The following is a 17,329-nucleotide window of genomic DNA, read 5'->3' on the forward strand; positions in this document are numbered from 1 at the left end:
CACGGACCGGGCGCGGTCACGGGCCGGGCGCGGTCACGGACCAACGCGGCGGGGCCGGGCACGGTGGCGGGGCGGCCACGGCCTCACGCCGGGCGCGGCCGGGCGGGGTGGCGGGGCGGGCGCCGGGTGCGGTGGCACGGGCGGGCCGGTGGCATGGTGGCGGTTCGGGCCCGCGCCGGGTTGGCGGGGTGGGGCGTCAGGTGCGGTCGACGAAGACGCTCGTCGACTTCACGCGGGCGGTGGCGCGCATGCCGACCGCGAGGCCCAGTTCCTCCACCGCCTCCCGGGTGAGCAGCGACACCACCCGGTGGGGTCCGGCCTGGATCTCCACCTGGGCGCCGACCGTGCCCAGCTTGATGCCGGTCACGATCCCCGGGAACGCGTTGCGGGCCGACGTGTACCTGGCGTCCTCGTCCTCGGCGCCCTCCTGCGCGACCTCGACGCAGAACGCCGCCAGGTCCGGCCCGTCCACGATGCGCCGGTTGCCCTCGCGGCGCGTGGGGAAGCGCCCCCCGTCGGCCCAACGGCGGGCCGTGTCAGTGCTCACGCCGAGCAGCCGGGCTGCCTGGCCGATCGTGTAGGACTCCATGGGTCGCAGCCTAGGGCCTCTCGTCGAACTCCCGTCGTCGCCCGGAGGGCGGCCTCGGAGTGCGACGACGGGCCCTGGCCGGTACGGCCTCCGTCGCCCCCCACTGGGCATGAGCGGGGCGTCCCCCACCCCCCTACCGGCGTCCGCGGTACGCGCCGCGTTCGGTCAGGCCGCCGCGTGTTCCGGGAGGTCGAGCGCGTGGTGCAGCACGGCGTCCGACGGGGTGCCCGTGGTGGTGGTGCCGTCCGGGAGGCGGATGAGGGGGATCCCGGGCAGGTCCTCGCGCCGGACCCGTTCGAGGGCGGCGCGCAGCTCATCGGCGCCTCCGTCGCGGCGGGCGACGGAGAACTCGGCGGCGATGCGCCGCAGGACCTCGGGATCGGCGATGTTCAGGCCGTCGGTGTGGTGGGCCCTGAAGAGCCGTTCGACCACGGCCTCGGCCCGGCCCTGCGCCCCGGCGTCCGCGATCAGCCGGTGCGCCTCGAACGTGTTGGACCACAGGGCCCGGTCGTGGTCGAACTCCAGGCCCTCGGCGGCGGCGAGCGCGGTGATGCGGGCGACGGCGGCATCGGCCCCGTCGCCGAACGCCCGGCGCAGCACGTTCGACTTGGGTTCGCCCTCGGTGCCCGCCTCGGGAGCCAGTTGGTAGGGGTGGAGGACGAAGTCGACCGTGCCTCCCCCGGCCCGGACGCGGGCCGCGGCCCGGCGCAGGCGGTTGAAGGCGAAGTACGACCAGACGCAAGGGATGTCGAGGGTGATTTCGATCTTCACCGGGGGCCTCCAAGTACGGTTCCGGTACAGGGGACGGCTGACGACGCAAACGTAGGAGTGCGAAGGCGTCGTGGTCATCTGTCGGATGACTGGGATCGAAGGGGGAACCTCCGTGCTGGTGGGGAGGGCCGAGGAACTGGCCGTGGTCGAACGGCTGCTGACCGGTGCCGGGGCCGGGCGCAGCGGGGTCCTGGTGGTCCGGGGCGAGGCGGGCATCGGCAAGACCGCCCTGCTGGACGCTGCCGTGGCCGCGGCGGGGGACGGTCCACGGGTCCTGCGCGGCACCGGCACGGAGTTCGAGAGCGCGTTGCCGTACTCCGGGCTGCACCTGCTGCTGCGTCCGGTGCTCGGCCGGATCGACGCCCTCCCCGGGGCCCAGGCGGGGGCCCTGCGGACCGCGCTCGGGATGGGCGAGGCCGCGCCGAGCGGCGGGGACCGGTTCCTGGTCGGGCTCGCGGTGCTGACCCTGCTGGCGGAACTGGCCGAGGAGCGGACCCTGTTCTGCGTGCTGGACGACGCCCAGTGGCTGGACCTGGCCTCCGCCGAGGCGCTCGTGTTCGCCGCCCGGCGGCTGCACGCGGAGCGGATCGCCGTCCTCTTCGGCGTACGGGACCCGCACGCGCCCGGGTTCCGGCCCGACGGCTTCGACGAGTTGCGGTTGCGCCGCCTCGACACGGCGGCCGCCGGCGACCTGCTGACCCTGTACGCGGCCGACCTGCGCCACCACGAACGGCAGCGCATCCAGCGCGAGGCGGAGGGCAACCCGCTGGCCCTCCTTGAACTCACCACCGCGCGCCGGGAGGGGCACGGGCTGTCGTACGACGGCCCGCACGGCCGGATCGAGCAGGGCTTCGCCGCCCGGATCGGGGCGCTCCCCGAGGCTTCCGGCACCTTGCTGCTGGTCGCCGCCGCGGCCGACGAGGGCGACGCCGGCACGGTGTTCGAGGCCGCCGGGCTACTGGGGGCGGGCGTCACCGACCTGGCGCCCGCCGAGGCCCAGGGCCTGGTCAGGCTGGACGGGGGCCGGCTCGTCTTCCGGCACCCGCTGATCCGCTCGGCGGCCTACCGGTCCGGTCCGGCGGCCCGTCGGCTCGCCGCGCACCGGGCCCTGGCCGACGCGGGCGGCGGGCACCGCGCCGCGTGGCACCGTGCCCAGGCCCAGGCCGCGCCCGACGAGGGCGTCGCCGCGGAGCTGGAACGCAGCGGCGAGCAGGTCCGTGCGCGGGGTGGTCACGCGGCGCTGGCCACGGTGTACGAGCGGGCGGCCGCCCTGAGTCCGCGGCCGGCCGAGCGGGCGCGCCGGCTGGGTTCGGCCGCCCGGGCCGCCCTTGACGCCGGACAGTTGGACCGCGCGGGGGAGCTGGCGGAGGCGGCCCGCCGCGAACAGGGTGGCGACGCGAGGGCGCGTGCCCGGGTGGCGGAGATCGCCGCGGAGGTCGCCAACGAGCAGGGGGACCTGTCGCGGGCGCACGTCCTGCTGCTGGACGCGGCCCTGCCGATCGCGGCGGCCGAGCCGCAGGACGCCGGGCGGATGCTGTTCCTGGCGGTGGGCAGCGCGTGGGTGGCCGGTGACCCGGTGGCGGCGGCCGGTGCGGCGGCCGCGGCGGCGGAGCTGGAGCTGCCGGGCGGGTCCGCGATCCAGGCCCTGGCCCGGGTGTCCTCGCCCGACGCGGGAGTCCGGACGGCCGCGCTGCGCGCCCTGCGGGAGGCCTCGTCCGGCCCGTCGGGGGATCTGCGCGAGGGCTTGAGGGCGGCCTGCTGGAACGGCCTGCTGGGCGATCACCGGGTCGCGTACGAGCGGGCCGGGGCCGTCGAGCGGGAGTGCCGGGCGCAGGGGGCGGTGGGGCTGCTGCCGCGGGCCCTGCTGGAGGTGGCGCAGGCCCAGTTGCGGCTCGGGCTGCACCGGGACGCGCTGGCCGGGGGGACGGAGGGGCTGCGGATCGCCTCGGACACCGGCCAGACCCGGACCCGTGCGCAGCTCGCGGCGGCCTTGGCCCAACTGGCCGCCGCGCGGGGGGACGAGGCCTGGTTCCAGGAGCTCGGCGCCCTCGCGGACGCCGTGGACCTCCCCGACGTACGGCACTTGAGGACCTCGGCCGCGATCCTGCTGGACCTGGGGCTGGGCCGCTTCGAAGCGGCGGCGGACCGGGCGGCGGCGGCTCCCGCCGGGTCGGCGTGCACCTGTTGCGGTCGGGACGCCGACGAGGTCGAGGCGGCCCTGCGGGCGGGCCGTCCCGAACAGGCGCGGAAGGCGTTCGCGCGGCTGGCGGAGCTGGCCGGGCACTTGGACGGACCCGGCATCCACGCCGTGCGGGCCCGGTGCGAGGGGCTGCTGGCGGGCGGCTCGGCCGCCGGGGGCGGCTCGCCTGCCCCGGGCGGCGAACCGGCCGCGGGCCCCGACCCGGAGGAGCGTTTCCGGCGGGCCCTGGAACTGCACTCCGTCCGGGACACCGACCGGTTCGAGGAGGCGCGCACGGGGCTGCTGTACGGGGAGTGGCTGCGTCGGAACCGGCGTCCGGTGGACTCCCGGGGGCCGTTGCGGGCCGCCCAGGAGGCCTTCGAACGGCTCGGGGCGCGCCCGTGGGCGGAGCGGGCCGCGGCGGAGCTGCGGGCCTCGGGGGAGAGCCGGCCCGGCCCGGAGACGGAGTCCCCGACGGACCGTCTGACGCCCCAGGAGTTGCAGGTGGCCCGGCTGGCGGCGGCCGGCCTGACGAACCGTGACATCGGCTCGCAGCTCTTCCTCAGCCCCAGGACGGTCGGTTACCACCTCTACAACGCCTATCCGAAGCTGGGCGTGAGTTCCCGCGTGGAGCTGGCCCGGCTGGACCTCGCGACGTAGCGACGTAGCGACGCTCCACCGCCGCGCCCGCGGCCCGGTCATCGGGTGTTTCACGTGAAACACCCGATGACCGGGTGGTGCCGGTCGGGTTCCAGGTACCCCACCCCAGTCGTTCGACAGAGGCTCCGGTCGCACCGTCGGACCTAGGTTCGGGGCGAGAGATGACGGGCGACGCACCGCCCCTCTCGATCCGGCCGTCGCGGCCGGACCCGCCGGACCGACGAGGAGGCACACCATGAGCACGTCCCTGGCCGCCATCGGGGCACCCGCCCCCTCCCGACCGAACCCGTCACCCATGGCGATAGCGATGGTCGTGATCATCGGGTCGTTCATGATCGTCCTCGACACCACGATCCTGGGTGTCGCCCTGGGCGGGCTCTCCCGGCACTTCCAGGCCCCGCTCGCCACCATCCAGTGGACGGCGACCGGTTACACGCTGGCCCTCGCGGCCGTCATCCCGATCACGGCGTGGGCCTCGGGCCGGTTCGGCACCAGGCGGCTCTACATGCTCTCCATCGCCATGTTCGGCGTCGGTTCGGCCCTGGCCGGTCTCGCCTGGAACATCGAGACGCTGATCGCGTTCCGGATCCTCCAGGGACTCGGCGGCGGCATGGTGGTGCCGCTCGGGATGGCCATGGTGCTGAACGCCTCCGCCCCGGAGAACAAGGGCCGGATGATGGGCCTGTTGGGCCTTCCCGTCCTGGTGGCGCCGCTGATCGGGCCGGTGTTGGGCGGCTGGTTGGTCGACGCGGCCTCGTGGCGCTGGATCTTCTTCATCAACGTGCCGGTCGGCATCCTCGCCCTGGTGCTCGCCGCTCGGGTCTTCCCCCGGGACACCGTCCGCAAGACCGTCCGCCTCGACGTGATCGGCCTGCTCCTGCTCTCCCCCGGCCTCTCGGCGCTGATCTACGGACTGGCCACCGGCGGTGAGCACGGTGACTTCACCTCGGCGGGAACGCTGGTGCCGAGCGTGCTGGGCGCCGCCCTGGTGCTGGGCTTCGTCGTCCGGGCCCTGCGGACCCGGTCCCCGCTGCTGGACCTGCGGCTCCTGAAGGTGCGTGCCTTCGCCAGCGGGATCGGCACGCTGGCCCTGTTCGCCGGCGCCTACTTCGGGGCCATGATGCTGGTGCCGATGTACTACCAGCTGGTCCGGGGCGAGAGCGCGACGATGTCCGGGCTGCTGGGCGTGCCGCAGGTGATCGCCACCGGCGTCGCCCTCCAGGTCACGAGCCGGCTGACCGACCGGATCCCGGCCGGACGGATCGTCCCCGTCGGGATCGTGCTCGCGGTCCTCGGGTACGGGCTGTTCACCCTGCGGCTCGGAGCGGAGACCCCGTACTGGCAGTTGGCCGGCGCGCTGACCCTGGCCGGCGCCGGCGCCGGGATGACGATGATGCCGACCGTCACCGGCGCGACCCGGGGCTTCGCCGCCGAGCAGGTACCGGCCGCCTCGACCCTCATCAACATCAACTCGCAGATCGCCGGTTCCGCCGGTACCGCGCTGCTGTCGGTCCTGCTCACCACGGCCGCGGCCGGGGCCGGCGGGCTGGTCGAGGCCACCCCGGCGTCGGCTCCCGCACTGGCCGCCGCCTTCCAGGACACCTACGTCTGGGTGGTCGCCCTGATGGCCGCCTCCCTGGTGCCGGCCCTCTTCCAGCCCCGCCGCTGACCCGGAACCCCGACCACGCGGCCGAGGAGCCCCCGCTCCCCGGCCGCGTCGGCGCGTCACCGGCCGGGGACCGCCTGCGCGCCCCGGCCCTTCAGCTCTTCCAGGAAGGTGCGTTGGTCGGCGAGGAGGCCGGGCGGGAAGAGTGCCCGCGGGGCGAACAGGGCCGTCAGGGGCAGCCGCCAGGAGGAACGCTCGACGGGGGTGCGGACCAGGGCGTGGCCGGCGCCCGGGTACCGGTGGACGGTGAGGGTGCCGGGGGCGAGCAGTTCCCGGTACACGGCTTCGGTCTCGGCGCCGTCCACGTTGAGGTCGTCGGCGCCGGAGAGCAGCAGCACCGGCACCGGCGGCATCGCGCGCAGGTCCGCGCTCGCGTCGGCCGTGTGGTTGAGCCCGATGAACGTCCAGCGCTCGGCACCGAGGTCCGGGTCGGCGTCCGCGGTCGCCCGGTACTCCTCGTACGTCGCCCCCCGCCGCAACAGCGCCAGGGTCGCCTCCCGGGCGCGCAGGGCGGCCGCGACGCGGTCGGGGCCGGCGCCCTCGGCCCGGAGTTCGGACCGCAGGTGGTATTCGCCCTGCCGGTGCCAGTTGACGGCGGTGCCGACCGCGATCACGAAGGCCACCCCCGGAGCGGGGGTCCGCGCCACCACTTTGGGCAGGACCCAACCGGCCTGGCTGGCCCCCCAGAGGCCGATCCGGTTCCCGTCGATCCCGGGGCGGGTCCGGGCCCAGGCGAGGGTGTCGGTCGTTTCGCGGGCGCGGTCGTCCATGGAGCGGGAGAGCCAGTCGGCGGGCTTGTCGAGGGACAGCGAGGCGTATCCGGCGCGGGCGAAGGCCTCCCAGTAGGGCCGGTAGAACCCGTCGTGGGTGGCGTCCACCTCGCCGTCCCCGTGCACGAACACGACGAGCGGGAAGGGGCCCGAGCCGTGGGCGGGGGTGGCCAGGACGCCCTCCAGCAGGCGTCCGTCCGCGGGCACGGTGACCTGCTGTTCGCGCAGGTCGTAGCTGTTCTGCCAGAGCACGACGCCCGTGAGGGCGGCGGCCACGAGTACGACGGCGGCCAGGGTGACGATCCATGCCTTGCGCATGTCGACTTCCTTCTCTGCTATCTGCTTGGTTCCTCTGCCGAACGCTACTTCTATCGTTTCAAAAACGATCGTAGCGGCAATGAACGTATTAGACTTGTCCTCATGACGACCGAGAGCGGAAGCGTCGAGGTGCGGCGCGGGGTGCCCGACGGCGCCGAGGAACGGGTGGCCGAGCTGTACTGGGAGGCCTTCGGCCGGAAGCTGGGCGCCGCCCTCGGCCCCGCCCCGGAGGGGCGCCGGTTCATCGCCTCCCACCTCCACCGGGACCGCGCCCTCAGCGCACTGGACGAAGCCGGCCAGGTCCTGGGCGTGGCCGGCTACCAGCTCGGCGGCCGCGGCCTCGTCGGCGGCGACGCGGCTGCCGTCAGGGCCACGTACGGGCAGGTCAGGGGCCTGTACCGGGTGCTCCTGCTGGCCCTGCTGGAACGCACCCCGACGCGCGGCGAGCTCGTCATGGACGGCATCGCCGTGGATCCCGCGGCGCGGGGGCGCGGCATCGGCGGGCTGCTCCTCGACGGGATCGAGGAGGTGGCGGCCGAACAGGGCTGCCGTCGGATCCGGCTGGACGTGATCGCCGAGAACCCCCGCGCCCGCGCCCTGTACGAGCGGCGCGGCTTCCGGGCCGTCCGGGTGCGGCGCACCCCGTGGCTGCGGGAGGTCCTGGGGTTCGGAGAGGTGACGACGATGCACAAGGCGGTGGCGACCCGATGAGCACGACACGCCCGGCGGACGAGCCCGGAACCCCGACGGGTCCGGCGGACGCGCCCGCCGTCCCCACTCGGCTGGTGGTGCACGCCCTGGTCCGCGAGGACGGTTCCGTGGACGCCGGGGAGCTCTACGAGGTCGCCGGCGCGCTCGGCATGAGCGACCAGCAGGTCCGGCTGTGCGTGAAGCGGCTCACGGCCGAGGGGCGCTTCACCCAGGAGGGCCGGGGCCGGCGTGCCGTCCTGCGGCTCACCGGCACGGCGGACGCGGAAGCGGCCGGGTTGCCCATGGTCCCCGAGGTGGCGTTCGTCCGGCACGCCTACCGGCAGGACGCGGGGCTGGAACCGTGGGACGGGACCTGGCGCCTGTTCGCCTTCGCCGTCCCGGAGGCGGCGCGCAGCGCCAGGGACGCGCTGCGGGACACCCTGACCTCCCTCGGGGCGGCCCCCGTCCAGGGCGGGCTGTACGTCACCCCGAACGAGGTCGGCCCGTACGTACGGGCCCGCGCGGCGGAACTGGGCGTCGCCGCCGGGCTGACCTGCCTGACCAGCCGGGATCTCGTCGTGGGCGGTATCGCCGGTCCGGCGGACCTCGCGGCCCGGCTGTGGCCGCTGGACGGGATCGCGCGGCGGTACGAGACCCTGCGGGCCCTCGCCGAAGGCCCGGGAGAGGGTCTCGCCCACGCCGTGACCCTGGCGGCGGCGTTCACCGAGGCCATGGGCCCGGACCCGTTGCTGCCGCCCGAGCTGCTGCCGGCCCCATGGCCCGGTGCGGCCGCCCGCGCGGCGGCGGCCGCCGCCTGGTCCCGCCTCCGGTCCGCGGCGGCCCCCGAGGGCCCGCGCCTCTTCCGGCTCTACGCAGAGGCGGTGGCCGGCCCGGCTTGAGGTCGCTCCCCCGCTGGTCAGGGCGCCGTTTCACGTGAAACGGCGCCCATCTTCGAAAAAACATGCGGGTATGTCGCGTTTCATCCGGGTATATCCATCTGGACAGTGGCCGCGCAGGACGACGGGCCCGACCCGGAACCAAGCCCTTCGGAGGAGCGCAGAGCAATGGACCACACCGACCTCACCGATGTCGCCACCCACGAGGCCCGGTCCCTCTCGGTGGCCCTGTTCCGCAGGTTGGCCACGCTCCAGGAGGGGACGGCCGAGTACTCGTACGTCCGCAACACCCTGGTCGAACTGAACCTGAGCCTCGTCAAGTACGCCGCCCGGCGCTTCCGCGGCCGGAGCGAGCCGATGGAGGACATCATCCAGGTCGGCACGATCGGGCTGATCAAGGCCATCAACCGGTTCGATCCCGACCGCGGGGTCGAGTTCACCACCTTCGCGATGCCGACGATCACCGGTGAGATCAAGCGGTTCTTCCGCGACACGAGCTGGGCCGTGAAGGTCCCCCGCCGGCTCCAAGAACTGCGCATCGACTCCGCCAAGGCGCACGACGCGCTCGAACAGGACCTCGGCCGCGAACCCACGGACGTCGAAATGGCCCAGCAGTTGCACGTCACGCCCGAGGAGTTCTCCGAGGGCCAGAAGGCGGCCCGCGCCTACTCCGCACGCTCGCTGGACGCGCCTGCGCCCGAGGACACCGACCGCGACCCCGTCGCCGAGCGGGCATCGCTCGGCGAGGAGGAGGCCGCGTACGACACCATCGAGTGCCTGGAGTCGCTCAAGCCCATGCTGGCCGACCTGCCCGAAAGGGAGCGGGCGCTGCTGACGCTGAGGTTCGGGCAGGAGCTCACTCAGTCCGAGATCGGTGCCCGACTGGGCCTGTCCCAGATGCACGTCTCCCGACTGCTGAACCGCACCCTCAGCCGCCTGCGCACCGGCCTGCTCACGGACGCGTAGCCGCGGCGCCGGACACGACTGTCCGGCCCGAGACGACCTTCCGGCCCGACACGACCGCCGCCCGGCCGCGGCACGCCCCCTCAGGCGCCCTCGCGCCCCTCAGGCCCCCTCGGGGCCCGCTTCCGGGGCCGTGACCTCCAGCCAGACCGTCTTGCCGGTCCTGCCGTCCGCCGAGGGCTCCCAGCCCCACCCCTTCGCGAGCCTCGCCAGCAGGACGAGCCCGTGGCCGCCCGGCCTCGACCGGCTGCCCGCCGGTCGGGGGCTCGGCGGCTCGGGGTTGTCGTCGCTGACCTCGACCCGCAGCCGTCCCGGGCTGTGGCGCAGGACCAGTTCCCGCGGCCCGCCCGCGTGCAGGCAGGCGTTCGTCACGGCCTCGGAGACCAACAGGAGCGCATCCTCGGTCTCCTCCGCGTACTGCGGCCACATCCAGTCGTCGAGTGCGCGCCGGGTGAAGTCCCGGCACCGGGTGACGACCCCGGTCGTGGCGCCGCCCAGGACGAGCCTCCGCGTCTGCTCCGCCACAGGCTCTCCCGTCTCCGACCTGCCCCTCGGCGCCGCACCTACCCGGCCCCGCCCAGGACAATCCCATTCTTTCCCCCACCTGAACACGTCCGGAACATACGGGGTACCGGCCGACGACCGAAATGGCGACCCGAATGGGGCCCCAAGTCGGGGCGAAGGGGACAGCCGCCGGGCCCTCGGGCGGCCCGGGGAGCACGCGAAGGGACGATCCGCGCAGCCGGCACACCGGACCTCCGGGCGCGGCACCCGGCACCGGTCCTCGACCCGCGCCGGGCCGAACCGCGCCGGGCCCGGTCGACCCCGGGTCCACATCCTGGACAACTACCCTCAGGATATGAACGCAGAAGCCGACGCTCTCGCCACCGTGAAAGACGCCGACCGGAAGCATGTCTTCCATTCCTGGTCGGCGCAGGAGCTCATCGACCCGCTCGCCGTGGCCGGCGCCGAAGGCTCGTACTTCTGGGACTACCAGGGCAACCGCTACCTCGACTTCTCCAGCGCCCTCGTCTACACCAACATCGGCTACCAGCACCCCAAGGTGGCCGCCGCCATCGCCGAGCAGGCCGGCAAGCTGTGCACCGTCGCCCCCGGCTTCGCCGTGGACGTCCGCTCGGAGGCGGCCCGGCTGATCGCCGAGCGCACCCCCGGCGACCTCGACAAGATCTTCTTCACGAACGCGGGCGCCGAGGCCGTCGAGAACGCCGTGCGGATGGCCCGGCTGCACACCGGCCGGCCCAAGGTGCTGTCCGCGTACCGCTCGTACCACGGCGCCACCTCCACCGCGATCAACCTGACCGGCGACGCCCGCCGTTTCGGCAACGACAGCGCGACCGCCGGTGTCGTGCACTTCTGGGGACCCTTCCTGTACCGCTCGCCGTTCCACTCGGCGAACGAGACCGAGGAGAGCGTGCGCGCCCTGCGCCACCTGGAGGACACCATCGTCTTCGAGGGGCCGCAGTCCATCGCCGCGATCATCCTGGAGACCGTCGGCGGCGCCCCCGGCGTGCTGGTTCCGCCGCCCGGCTACCTCGCGGGCGTCCGTGAGCTCTGCGACCGCCACGGGATCGTGTTCATCCTGGACGAGATCATGGTCGGCTTCGGCCGGACGGGGAAGTGGTTCGCCGCCGAGCACTGGGACGTCACCCCCGACCTCCTCTGCTTCGCCAAGGGCATCACCAGCGGCTACGTGCCCCTCGGCGGTGTCGCCATCTCCGCCGCCATCGCGGAGACCTTCGCCCGCCGGCCCTACCCGGGCGGCCTGACGTACTCGGGACACGTCCTGGCCTGCGCCGCGGCCGTCGCGACGGTCAACACGATGGTGGAGGAGGGCATCGTCGAGCAGTCCGCCCGAACCGGCTCGGAGCTGCTGGGTCCGGGCCTGCGGGCGCTCGCCGAGCGGCACCCGTCGATCGGCGAGGTCCGGGGCGCGGGCACCTTCTGGGCCCTGGAACTCGTCCGCGACCGGGAGACGCGCGAGCCGCTCGTCCCCTACAACGCCTCCGGCGGCGACAACGCGCCGATGGCGGAGTTCGGGACGGCCTGCAAGAAGGGCGGCCTGTGGCCGCTGATCGCCGGCAACCGCATCCACATCGCCCCGCCCTGCAACATCTCCGCGCAGGACGTGGCGAAGGGCCTCGCGATCCTCGACGAGGCGCTGACCGTCGCCGACGCGCACATGGCCTGACCTGGGAAATTGTGTGGTCGCCCAATCCGTGGGTGCTGGTGTTCGGATGATTCGCACGGTGGTTAACCCGCCGTACACATGCTGCAATCCGTGCAGGAACCGCAGCGAACGACACATGCGGGCCCAAGCACCTACGGACCGGGATGCACGTCAGTCCCGGGGCGGCCCTCCGGGGCCGAACGGCGGGGAGCGGGACGTCCTTTCAACGGGCGGGCGCTGGACGCCGGGCGTACGGGATCCAGAAAACCGGACTCCGTGTTCCCGAGACCCGAAGGAAGACACAGCATGAGCAAGCACGTCCTGGCCCAGAACCAGTACGGCAAGGCCGAGAACCGCATCGTCAAGGTCACCCGCAAGGGCAACGACGGTTCCTGGCACGAGATCCGCGACCTCAACGTCTCGGTCGCGCTCCGCGGTGAGTTCCGCGACGTCCACCTGACCGGCGACAACGCCAACTGCCTGCCGACCGACACCACCAAGAACACGGTGTACGCCTTCGGCAAGGAGCACGGCATCGCCTCCCCCGAGGCCTTCGGCATCCTGCTCGCCAAGCACTTCGTCTCCTCGCAGCGGCCGATCCGCGAGGCGCAGATCCGCATCGAGGAGTACGCCTGGGAGCGGATCCCCGTCCCGACGCGCAAGGAGCAGCACTCCTTCGTCCTCAAGGGCCAGGAGGTGCGCACCGCGCAGATCACCTACAGCGAGACCACCGGTCTCCAGGTGATCTCGGGCCTCAAGGACCTGACGGTCATGAACTCGACGAACTCCGAGTTCCACGGCTACATCAAGGACAAGTACACGACGCTCCAGGAGGCGTACGACCGCATCCTGGCGACCAAGGTCACCTCGCGCTGGGCGCACTCCGCACTGGCCGCCGATGACCCGGAGTACGACTGGGACCAGTCGTACAAGAAGGTCCGCAAGCACATGCTGGAAGCCTTCGCCGAGACCTACTCGTACTCGCTCCAGCAGACGCTGAACCAGATGGCCGAGCGGGTGCTCGACAACTGCCCGAAGGTCAACGAGGTCCGGCTGAACCTCCCCAACAAGCACCACTTCCTCGTCGACCTGGAGCCCTTCGGCCTCAAGAACGACAACGAGGTCTACTTCGCGGCGGACCGGATGTACGGCCTCATCGAGGGCACCATCCACCGTGACGGGGTGCAGCCGGTGATCGCGACGTCCGACTGGATCGTCGCCTAGGTCATCGCCCAGGCAGTGCCGTCGCCACGGCCCGGACCGCGTCGCGGGGTCCGGGCCGTCGTGCTGTCCCGGCCCGGGTCACCGGTCCGGGCCGGGTCAGCGGTCGGTGTCACCGGTCCGGGCCGGCGTGGCGTCCGGGGCGGCCTCCGTGTCCGGATCTGCCTCCGGGTCCGGGTCGGCCTCCGCGTCCGGCGTCCGGCCCAGCAGCAGGTTCCAGCGGCCCGCGCGGCCGCTGAGGGTGGTGACCGTCCCCGGCCGGACGTCGAGCCGCCAGAAGGCGGCGGGCGGCAGTTCCAGCGCCGCGACCACGACCGCCCGTACGACGGCCTGCCCGACCACGGCGTGGTGCGTGCCGGGCCCCAGGGATGCCAGGTGGGTCCCCGTACGGGCGATCAGGGCGGTCACCGACTCCCCGCCGCCCGGAGGCGCGTACTCCGGGTCGGTGAGCCAGAGCCGGATCGCCTGCGGGTCCCGCGCCGCGACCTCGTCCAGGGTGCGGCCCGCCCAGGCGCCCGTGGCTGGTCCGGCCAGACCCTCGTGGCCGGGGCAGGGGTCCCCGTACCCGAACCGGGCCCGGCGGGCGTCGGGGCCGAGCGGCGGGGTGGTCAGGTGCACGCGTACGGAGGACATGGGGGGAGCGTAGGGCTCGGGACCGGAGCGTGGGACGGCGTGCGTGCGCCGTGGCGTTCGGGCCACCCGCGCGGTACGTTCTCGGACGACATGACGAAGGTACGACGGAAGCACCGGTGGAAATCCGGCACGGTCGCGCCACTGTGAACCCTCTCCCGCACGCCGGGAAGGGAAGTCAGACCCGCCGCCTTCGTCGCGAGCACCACTGACCGGGACGCGTGTTCCCCAGGAGGTTCTGCCATGGCCAACTCCGCCGTGCCCACGACGGCCCCCGCCGCCATCACCCCGATTTCCCTCTCCGCGCTGGCCCCCTGGGCCGTCTTCGCCGGTGTACTGACCCTGGTGCTGCTGTACTTCGTCGGCGTCGAGCAGGGCGCCACCGCCCTCTTCGAGGGCGAGACGATCCACGAATGGCTGCACGACGGCCGTCACCTCCTCGGCTTCCCCTGCCACTGATCCCTGCCGACCGCTCGTCCCCACCCGCGCAAGGGAACCCACACGTGAACACCGTCTCCCCCCGTGTCCTGCTCGTCCGGGGCATGCTCGCCGGCCTCCTGGCCGGTGTCGCCGCCTTCCTCGTCGCCTACCTCCTCGGTGAGTCCAAGGTGGACGCCGCGATCGCCATCGAGGAGGCCGGCGCCGCCGTCGGCCACGACCACGGCGACGAACCGCCGGTCAGCCGGGCCCTCCAGGCCACGGCGGGCCTCGGCACCGGCGTCCTGTTGTTCGCCGTCGCCCTCGGCGGCATCGCCGCGCTCGTCTTCTGCTTCGCCCTGGGCCGCATCGGACGGTTCGGACCCCGGGCCACGGCCGCCCTGGTCACCGGCGCGCTGTTCGTCACCGTGACCCTGGTGCCGTTCCTCAAGTACCCCGCCAACCCGCCGGCCGTCGGGGACCCCGACACCGCCGCCCGGCGCACCGCCCTCTACCTGCTGATGATCGCCCTGAGCGCGCTGCTCGCGGCGGGCGCGCTGCTCCTGGGGCGGCGGCTGGCACCCCGCCTCGGCAACTGGAACGCCTCGGTCGTCGGCTCGCTCGCCTTCGTCGCGGCCGTCGCCGTCTCCTACGCGCTCCTGCCCGGGATCAACGAGGTGCCGGACGGCTTCCCGGCCGCGCTGATCTGGGAGTTCAGGCTGGCCTCGCTGGCCATCCAGACCACCCTGTGGGCCACATTCGGCCTGGCCTTCGCTTTTCTGGTCGACCGCGCTATTGCCCCGGCCGCCGCACCCAAGGAGGCTGTACAGCCGATGAGTTGAGAGAGTCGCGCGTGACACCGGGGATGCGGTTGGTGCGATCGGTGCGCGCGCCGAAAGTGTTGAGGGTGGGAGCCGGGACATGCATGCCGCGATCTGGGAATGGCGGGGCTGGACCGGCGCCACCCCCTTCTGGCTCAACTCGTTACTCCTGCTCCTGGCCCCCTTCACGGCCGTCACCCTGCTCGCCCAGATCGGCGTCATCACCGCCCTGGCCGCGCTCGGCGGCCTCGCCCGCCAGCTCTGGTACGGCGACCACGGCCACTCCGCGATGCACCTCGCCGCAGCCCTCATGGGGGCGGCGGCGGTGGCCTTCGTCGTGATGTGAGCCCCGCGATCAGGGCCGGTGGGCGTGGGCCGTCGCCTTCGGCGTGCCGGCGGCTCCGGCCGGTTCGACGACCACGAACTGCCAGGAACATGCCGACCAGTCCGCGCTGGACGTGGGTCCCGGTCGCCCCGTGGGGGTGCGGGTGGTACCAGCGGGTGGCGGCCGGCCGGTCGACCGTCCACTGCGGCGACCAGGTGCCGCCCGCCGGGACCATCCGGTGCGGACCACCGTCCATCGGCGGCGGGCAGGCGCATCCCGTGCCGGTGGACCGTGGACGCCTCCGGCAGGGAGTCGGACATGCGGACCCTGACCTTCTCGCCGCGCTCCGCGCGTGGCGCGGGGCCCGGGTGGCTGCCGTTGAAGCCCCGGGTCGGCGTCTTGCCGCCCGGCACGAAGTCCGTCTCCCCCGCCCGCATCCGCGGGTCGAAGACGCGGGTCCCGTCGGCCTCCACCGTCGAGGCGGCCAACGTGGGCCCGGCGAGCGCGCGGTGGAAGCCCGCGCCGACGGCGGGGATCCGGGCTCCCGTCCAGAGCCGGGTGAACAGCGTCCCGACGGTCACGGCGAGGACGGCCACGAACGACGCGGGCACCAGCACGATCCGCTTCCGGCGCGGCATCCGCCACTTCCCGGTCTTCGACATGCCCGTGACGCCACGAACGGTGCGGTGCGCCCGGCATCGGGAACGGTCCCCGGGCCGACCCGGAGGCGCCTCCGAGCCGACCTCGGGGGAGGCGGGGGCCGGCCTCGGGGATGTCCGCCGGCCGACGGGTGAGAATGGGTGTTTCGAGCGGAAGCGGGGTTGGTGTGACGTCTGGGCAGGACATACCCGAGGAGTACCTGAGCGGGTACGTACGGATCCTCGAAGGCGTCGCGGCGACCGGCCGCCGCCCCGGACGGGACGAACTGGACACCCGCCGGGCCCTCGGCGAGAAGGCGGCCGAGGCCGGCTTCGCACTGCGCGGGCTGATCGGCGCCCACCTCGCCGCCACCCGGACCGTGCTCGGCGGCCGGATGGCCCCGGACCACGTGCTCGCGGCGGTGGAACAGACCGTCGACGCCTTCGCCGAAGGGCACGAGCGGGCGCAGCGCCTGGCGATCCGCCAGGAGGAGGCCGCACGACGCGAGTTCATAGACGACCTGCTGCTCGGACGCAGCGACCTCGGTCGGCTCAGCGAACGCGCGGCACGCTTCGGACTGCACCTGGCGCACGAGCACGCGGTCGCCGTCGCCCGGGGCTCCGAGGCCTACGAGGACACGGGCCCCGCGATCCGGCGGGTGGAACAGGCCCTGACCGGACGGTTCGGGAACAGGACCTTCCTCCTCGCCACCAAGGACGGCCAGCTGATCTGCGTGGCCCCCGGTGACCAGGACGACGTACTGGCCCACTTCGCCAAGCAGGCCTACGCGACGACCGCCACCCCCGGCCTCGTCGGGATCGGCCGGCCCCATCCGGGCGCGGGCGGGGTCGTGACCTCGTACGAGGAGGCCCTCGGAGCGCTCGACCTCGCGGACCGGCTCGACCTCGAAGGGCCGGTGCTGCGCTCGGCCGACCTGCTGGTCTTCCCGGTCCTGGCCCGGGACCGGGCGGCGATGACCGACCTGGTGCTCAGCGTGCTGGGCCCGCTCCAGGCGGGACGGGGCGGGGCCCGGCCCCTGCTCGACACGCTCAACGTGTACTTCGACTCGGGGTGCGTGGCGGCCGAGGCGGCCCGGCGGCTGAGCCTGAGCGTACGGGCGCTGACGTACCGGCTGGAGCGGATCCACCGACTCACGGGGTCCGACCCCGGGGATCCGGTGGACCGGTACACCCTCCAGACGGCGGCGATCGGGGCCCGGCTGCTGAACTGGCCGGCCCAGGACTTCTAGGGCCTGGACCGGGTCCGGGGCGCGGGTGCCGGGACCCGGTCCAGGGGCTAGGAGTCCTTGGCCGGGTCCCGGGCGCGGGCGCCGTCACCGTCGTGCCCGGCTCGTGCCGGCGTTCCGTCACATCCCGGCGGGGCAAAGGGTTTCGCGTCGGGGCGAGGTGGGCCGGCGCCCGGGAGGGAGCGGTCCGTCGGGTCCACCCCGGGGCTCCGGGCACCGCATCACCCGTACGGGCCCGGCCCGTCACCCGTCGCGCTCGGCCGTCTGTCAGCCGACGGGGGTGTCTTCGTCCTCCGGTCGGGGGCTTCTTGGGTTCCGGTGGGGACTTCACCGGTGTGTC

General features: G+C 73.8%; 16 protein-coding genes. 11 read left to right on the forward strand and 5 right to left on the reverse strand.

What is annotated here, in order from left to right:
• Positions 1-196 precede the first annotated feature (196 nt).
• Positions 197-589 (reverse strand): TOBE domain-containing protein, encoded by a 393-nt coding sequence (locus tag NOD94_RS25125; RefSeq protein WP_281208367.1) that lies wholly within the window; start codon positions 587-589, stop codon positions 197-199.
• Between the two features lie 165 nt (positions 590-754).
• Positions 755-1,360, reverse strand: coding sequence for a DsbA family protein (locus NOD94_RS25130; protein ID WP_281208368.1), 606 nt, complete (start codon positions 1,358-1,360; stop codon positions 755-757).
• Positions 1,361-1,445: 85 nt separating this feature from the next.
• Here NOD94_RS25130 and NOD94_RS25135 point away from each other — a divergent pair, with 85 nt between their 5' ends.
• Entirely contained in the window at positions 1,446-4,199 is a 2,754-nt protein-coding gene (locus NOD94_RS25135) for a LuxR family transcriptional regulator (RefSeq protein ID WP_281208369.1), read from the forward strand.
• Between the two features lie 235 nt (positions 4,200-4,434).
• Positions 4,435-5,868, forward strand: a complete 1,434-nt coding sequence (locus NOD94_RS25140; RefSeq protein ID WP_281208370.1) for a DHA2 family efflux MFS transporter permease subunit — start codon at positions 4,435-4,437, stop codon at positions 5,866-5,868.
• 56 nt (positions 5,869-5,924) lie between these two features.
• Here NOD94_RS25140 and NOD94_RS25145 read toward each other — a convergent pair whose 3' ends face one another.
• Positions 5,925-6,953, reverse strand: a complete 1,029-nt coding sequence (locus NOD94_RS25145; protein ID WP_281208371.1) for a CocE/NonD family hydrolase — start codon at positions 6,951-6,953, stop codon at positions 5,925-5,927.
• A gap of 102 nt (positions 6,954-7,055) precedes the next feature.
• Between NOD94_RS25145 and NOD94_RS25150 the strand changes: the two genes are divergently transcribed.
• The 3 genes from NOD94_RS25150 to NOD94_RS25160 all read left to right on the forward strand — a co-directional run bounded on the left by NOD94_RS25150 (position 7,056) and on the right by NOD94_RS25160 (position 9,505).
• On the forward strand, positions 7,056-7,664 hold the full coding sequence (locus tag NOD94_RS25150) for a GNAT family N-acetyltransferase (RefSeq protein ID WP_281208372.1): 609 nt from the start codon (positions 7,056-7,058) through the stop codon (positions 7,662-7,664).
• Positions 7,661-8,542 (forward strand): PaaX family transcriptional regulator C-terminal domain-containing protein, encoded by an 882-nt coding sequence (locus tag NOD94_RS25155; protein ID WP_281208373.1) that lies wholly within the window; start codon positions 7,661-7,663, stop codon positions 8,540-8,542. The genes NOD94_RS25150 and NOD94_RS25155 overlap by 4 nt, the downstream gene beginning before the upstream one ends.
• A 165-nt stretch (positions 8,543-8,707) precedes the next feature.
• Positions 8,708-9,505, forward strand: a complete 798-nt coding sequence (locus NOD94_RS25160) for a SigB/SigF/SigG family RNA polymerase sigma factor (protein WP_281208374.1) — start codon at positions 8,708-8,710, stop codon at positions 9,503-9,505.
• A gap of 99 nt (positions 9,506-9,604) precedes the next feature.
• Here NOD94_RS25160 and NOD94_RS25165 read toward each other — a convergent pair whose 3' ends face one another.
• Positions 9,605-10,027, reverse strand: a complete 423-nt coding sequence (locus NOD94_RS25165; protein ID WP_281208375.1) for an ATP-binding protein — start codon at positions 10,025-10,027, stop codon at positions 9,605-9,607.
• A gap of 334 nt (positions 10,028-10,361) precedes the next feature.
• Between NOD94_RS25165 and NOD94_RS25170 the strand changes: the two genes are divergently transcribed.
• Positions 10,362-11,711 carry an aspartate aminotransferase family protein gene (locus NOD94_RS25170; RefSeq protein WP_281208376.1) on the forward strand — a complete coding sequence of 450 codons (1,350 nt, stop codon included), beginning with the start codon at positions 10,362-10,364 and terminating at the stop codon, positions 11,709-11,711.
• Between the two features lie 285 nt (positions 11,712-11,996).
• Positions 11,997-12,914, forward strand: coding sequence for a factor-independent urate hydroxylase (gene pucL / locus NOD94_RS25175; RefSeq protein WP_281208377.1), 918 nt, complete (start codon positions 11,997-11,999; stop codon positions 12,912-12,914).
• A gap of 96 nt (positions 12,915-13,010) precedes the next feature.
• Here the strand turns inward: pucL and NOD94_RS25180 are convergent, their stop codons facing one another.
• On the reverse strand, positions 13,011-13,544 hold the full coding sequence (locus tag NOD94_RS25180; RefSeq protein WP_281208378.1) for a histidine phosphatase family protein: 534 nt from the start codon (positions 13,542-13,544) through the stop codon (positions 13,011-13,013).
• A gap of 240 nt (positions 13,545-13,784) precedes the next feature.
• Here NOD94_RS25180 and NOD94_RS25185 point away from each other — a divergent pair, with 240 nt between their 5' ends.
• The 4 genes from NOD94_RS25185 (at position 13,785) to NOD94_RS25205 (ending at position 16,992) form a co-directional block, all read left to right on the forward strand.
• A complete protein-coding gene (locus tag NOD94_RS25185) occupies positions 13,785-14,000 on the forward strand; it encodes a CbtB-domain containing protein (protein ID WP_281208379.1) in 216 nt (71 codons plus the stop codon).
• Between the two features lie 44 nt (positions 14,001-14,044).
• Positions 14,045-14,800: a CbtA family protein gene (locus NOD94_RS25190; RefSeq protein ID WP_281208380.1), complete on the forward strand. Its 756-nt coding sequence runs from the start codon at positions 14,045-14,047 to the stop codon at positions 14,798-14,800.
• 79 nt (positions 14,801-14,879) lie between these two features.
• Positions 14,880-15,125: a hypothetical protein gene (locus NOD94_RS25195; RefSeq protein WP_281208381.1), complete on the forward strand. Its 246-nt coding sequence runs from the start codon at positions 14,880-14,882 to the stop codon at positions 15,123-15,125.
• An 805-nt stretch (positions 15,126-15,930) separates the two neighbouring features.
• Positions 15,931-16,992, forward strand: coding sequence for a helix-turn-helix domain-containing protein (locus NOD94_RS25205; RefSeq protein ID WP_281208382.1), 1,062 nt, complete (start codon positions 15,931-15,933; stop codon positions 16,990-16,992).
• The last annotated feature ends 337 nt before the right edge of the window (positions 16,993-17,329 follow it).

The organism is Streptomyces sp. Isolate_45 (assembly GCF_024721315.2).
Lineage (GTDB): Bacteria > Actinomycetota > Actinomycetes > Streptomycetales > Streptomycetaceae > Streptomyces.

What these genes read in the sequence shown, in the direction of transcription:
- pucL (WP_281208377.1), top strand. Translation starts at nt 11,997, where the DNA reads ATGAGCAAGCACGTCCTGGCCCAGAACCAGTACGGCAAGGCCGAGAAC.
- NOD94_RS25125 (WP_281208367.1), bottom strand. Translation starts at nt 589, where the DNA reads ATGGAGTCCTACACGATCGGCCAGGCAGCCCGGCTGCTCGGCGTGAGC.
- NOD94_RS25155 (WP_281208373.1), top strand. Translation starts at nt 7,661, where the DNA reads ATGAGCACGACACGCCCGGCGGACGAGCCCGGAACCCCGACGGGTCCG.
- NOD94_RS25185 (WP_281208379.1), top strand. Translation starts at nt 13,785, where the DNA reads ATGGCCAACTCCGCCGTGCCCACGACGGCCCCCGCCGCCATCACCCCG.
- NOD94_RS25160 (WP_281208374.1), top strand. Translation starts at nt 8,708, where the DNA reads ATGGACCACACCGACCTCACCGATGTCGCCACCCACGAGGCCCGGTCC.
- NOD94_RS25145 (WP_281208371.1), bottom strand. Translation starts at nt 6,953, where the DNA reads ATGCGCAAGGCATGGATCGTCACCCTGGCCGCCGTCGTACTCGTGGCC.
- NOD94_RS25140 (WP_281208370.1), top strand. Translation starts at nt 4,435, where the DNA reads ATGAGCACGTCCCTGGCCGCCATCGGGGCACCCGCCCCCTCCCGACCG.
- NOD94_RS25170 (WP_281208376.1), top strand. Translation starts at nt 10,362, where the DNA reads ATGAACGCAGAAGCCGACGCTCTCGCCACCGTGAAAGACGCCGACCGG.
- NOD94_RS25150 (WP_281208372.1), top strand. Translation starts at nt 7,056, where the DNA reads ATGACGACCGAGAGCGGAAGCGTCGAGGTGCGGCGCGGGGTGCCCGAC.
- NOD94_RS25135 (WP_281208369.1), top strand. Translation starts at nt 1,446, where the DNA reads ATGACTGGGATCGAAGGGGGAACCTCCGTGCTGGTGGGGAGGGCCGAG.
- NOD94_RS25180 (WP_281208378.1), bottom strand. Translation starts at nt 13,544, where the DNA reads ATGTCCTCCGTACGCGTGCACCTGACCACCCCGCCGCTCGGCCCCGAC.
- NOD94_RS25195 (WP_281208381.1), top strand. Translation starts at nt 14,880, where the DNA reads ATGCATGCCGCGATCTGGGAATGGCGGGGCTGGACCGGCGCCACCCCC.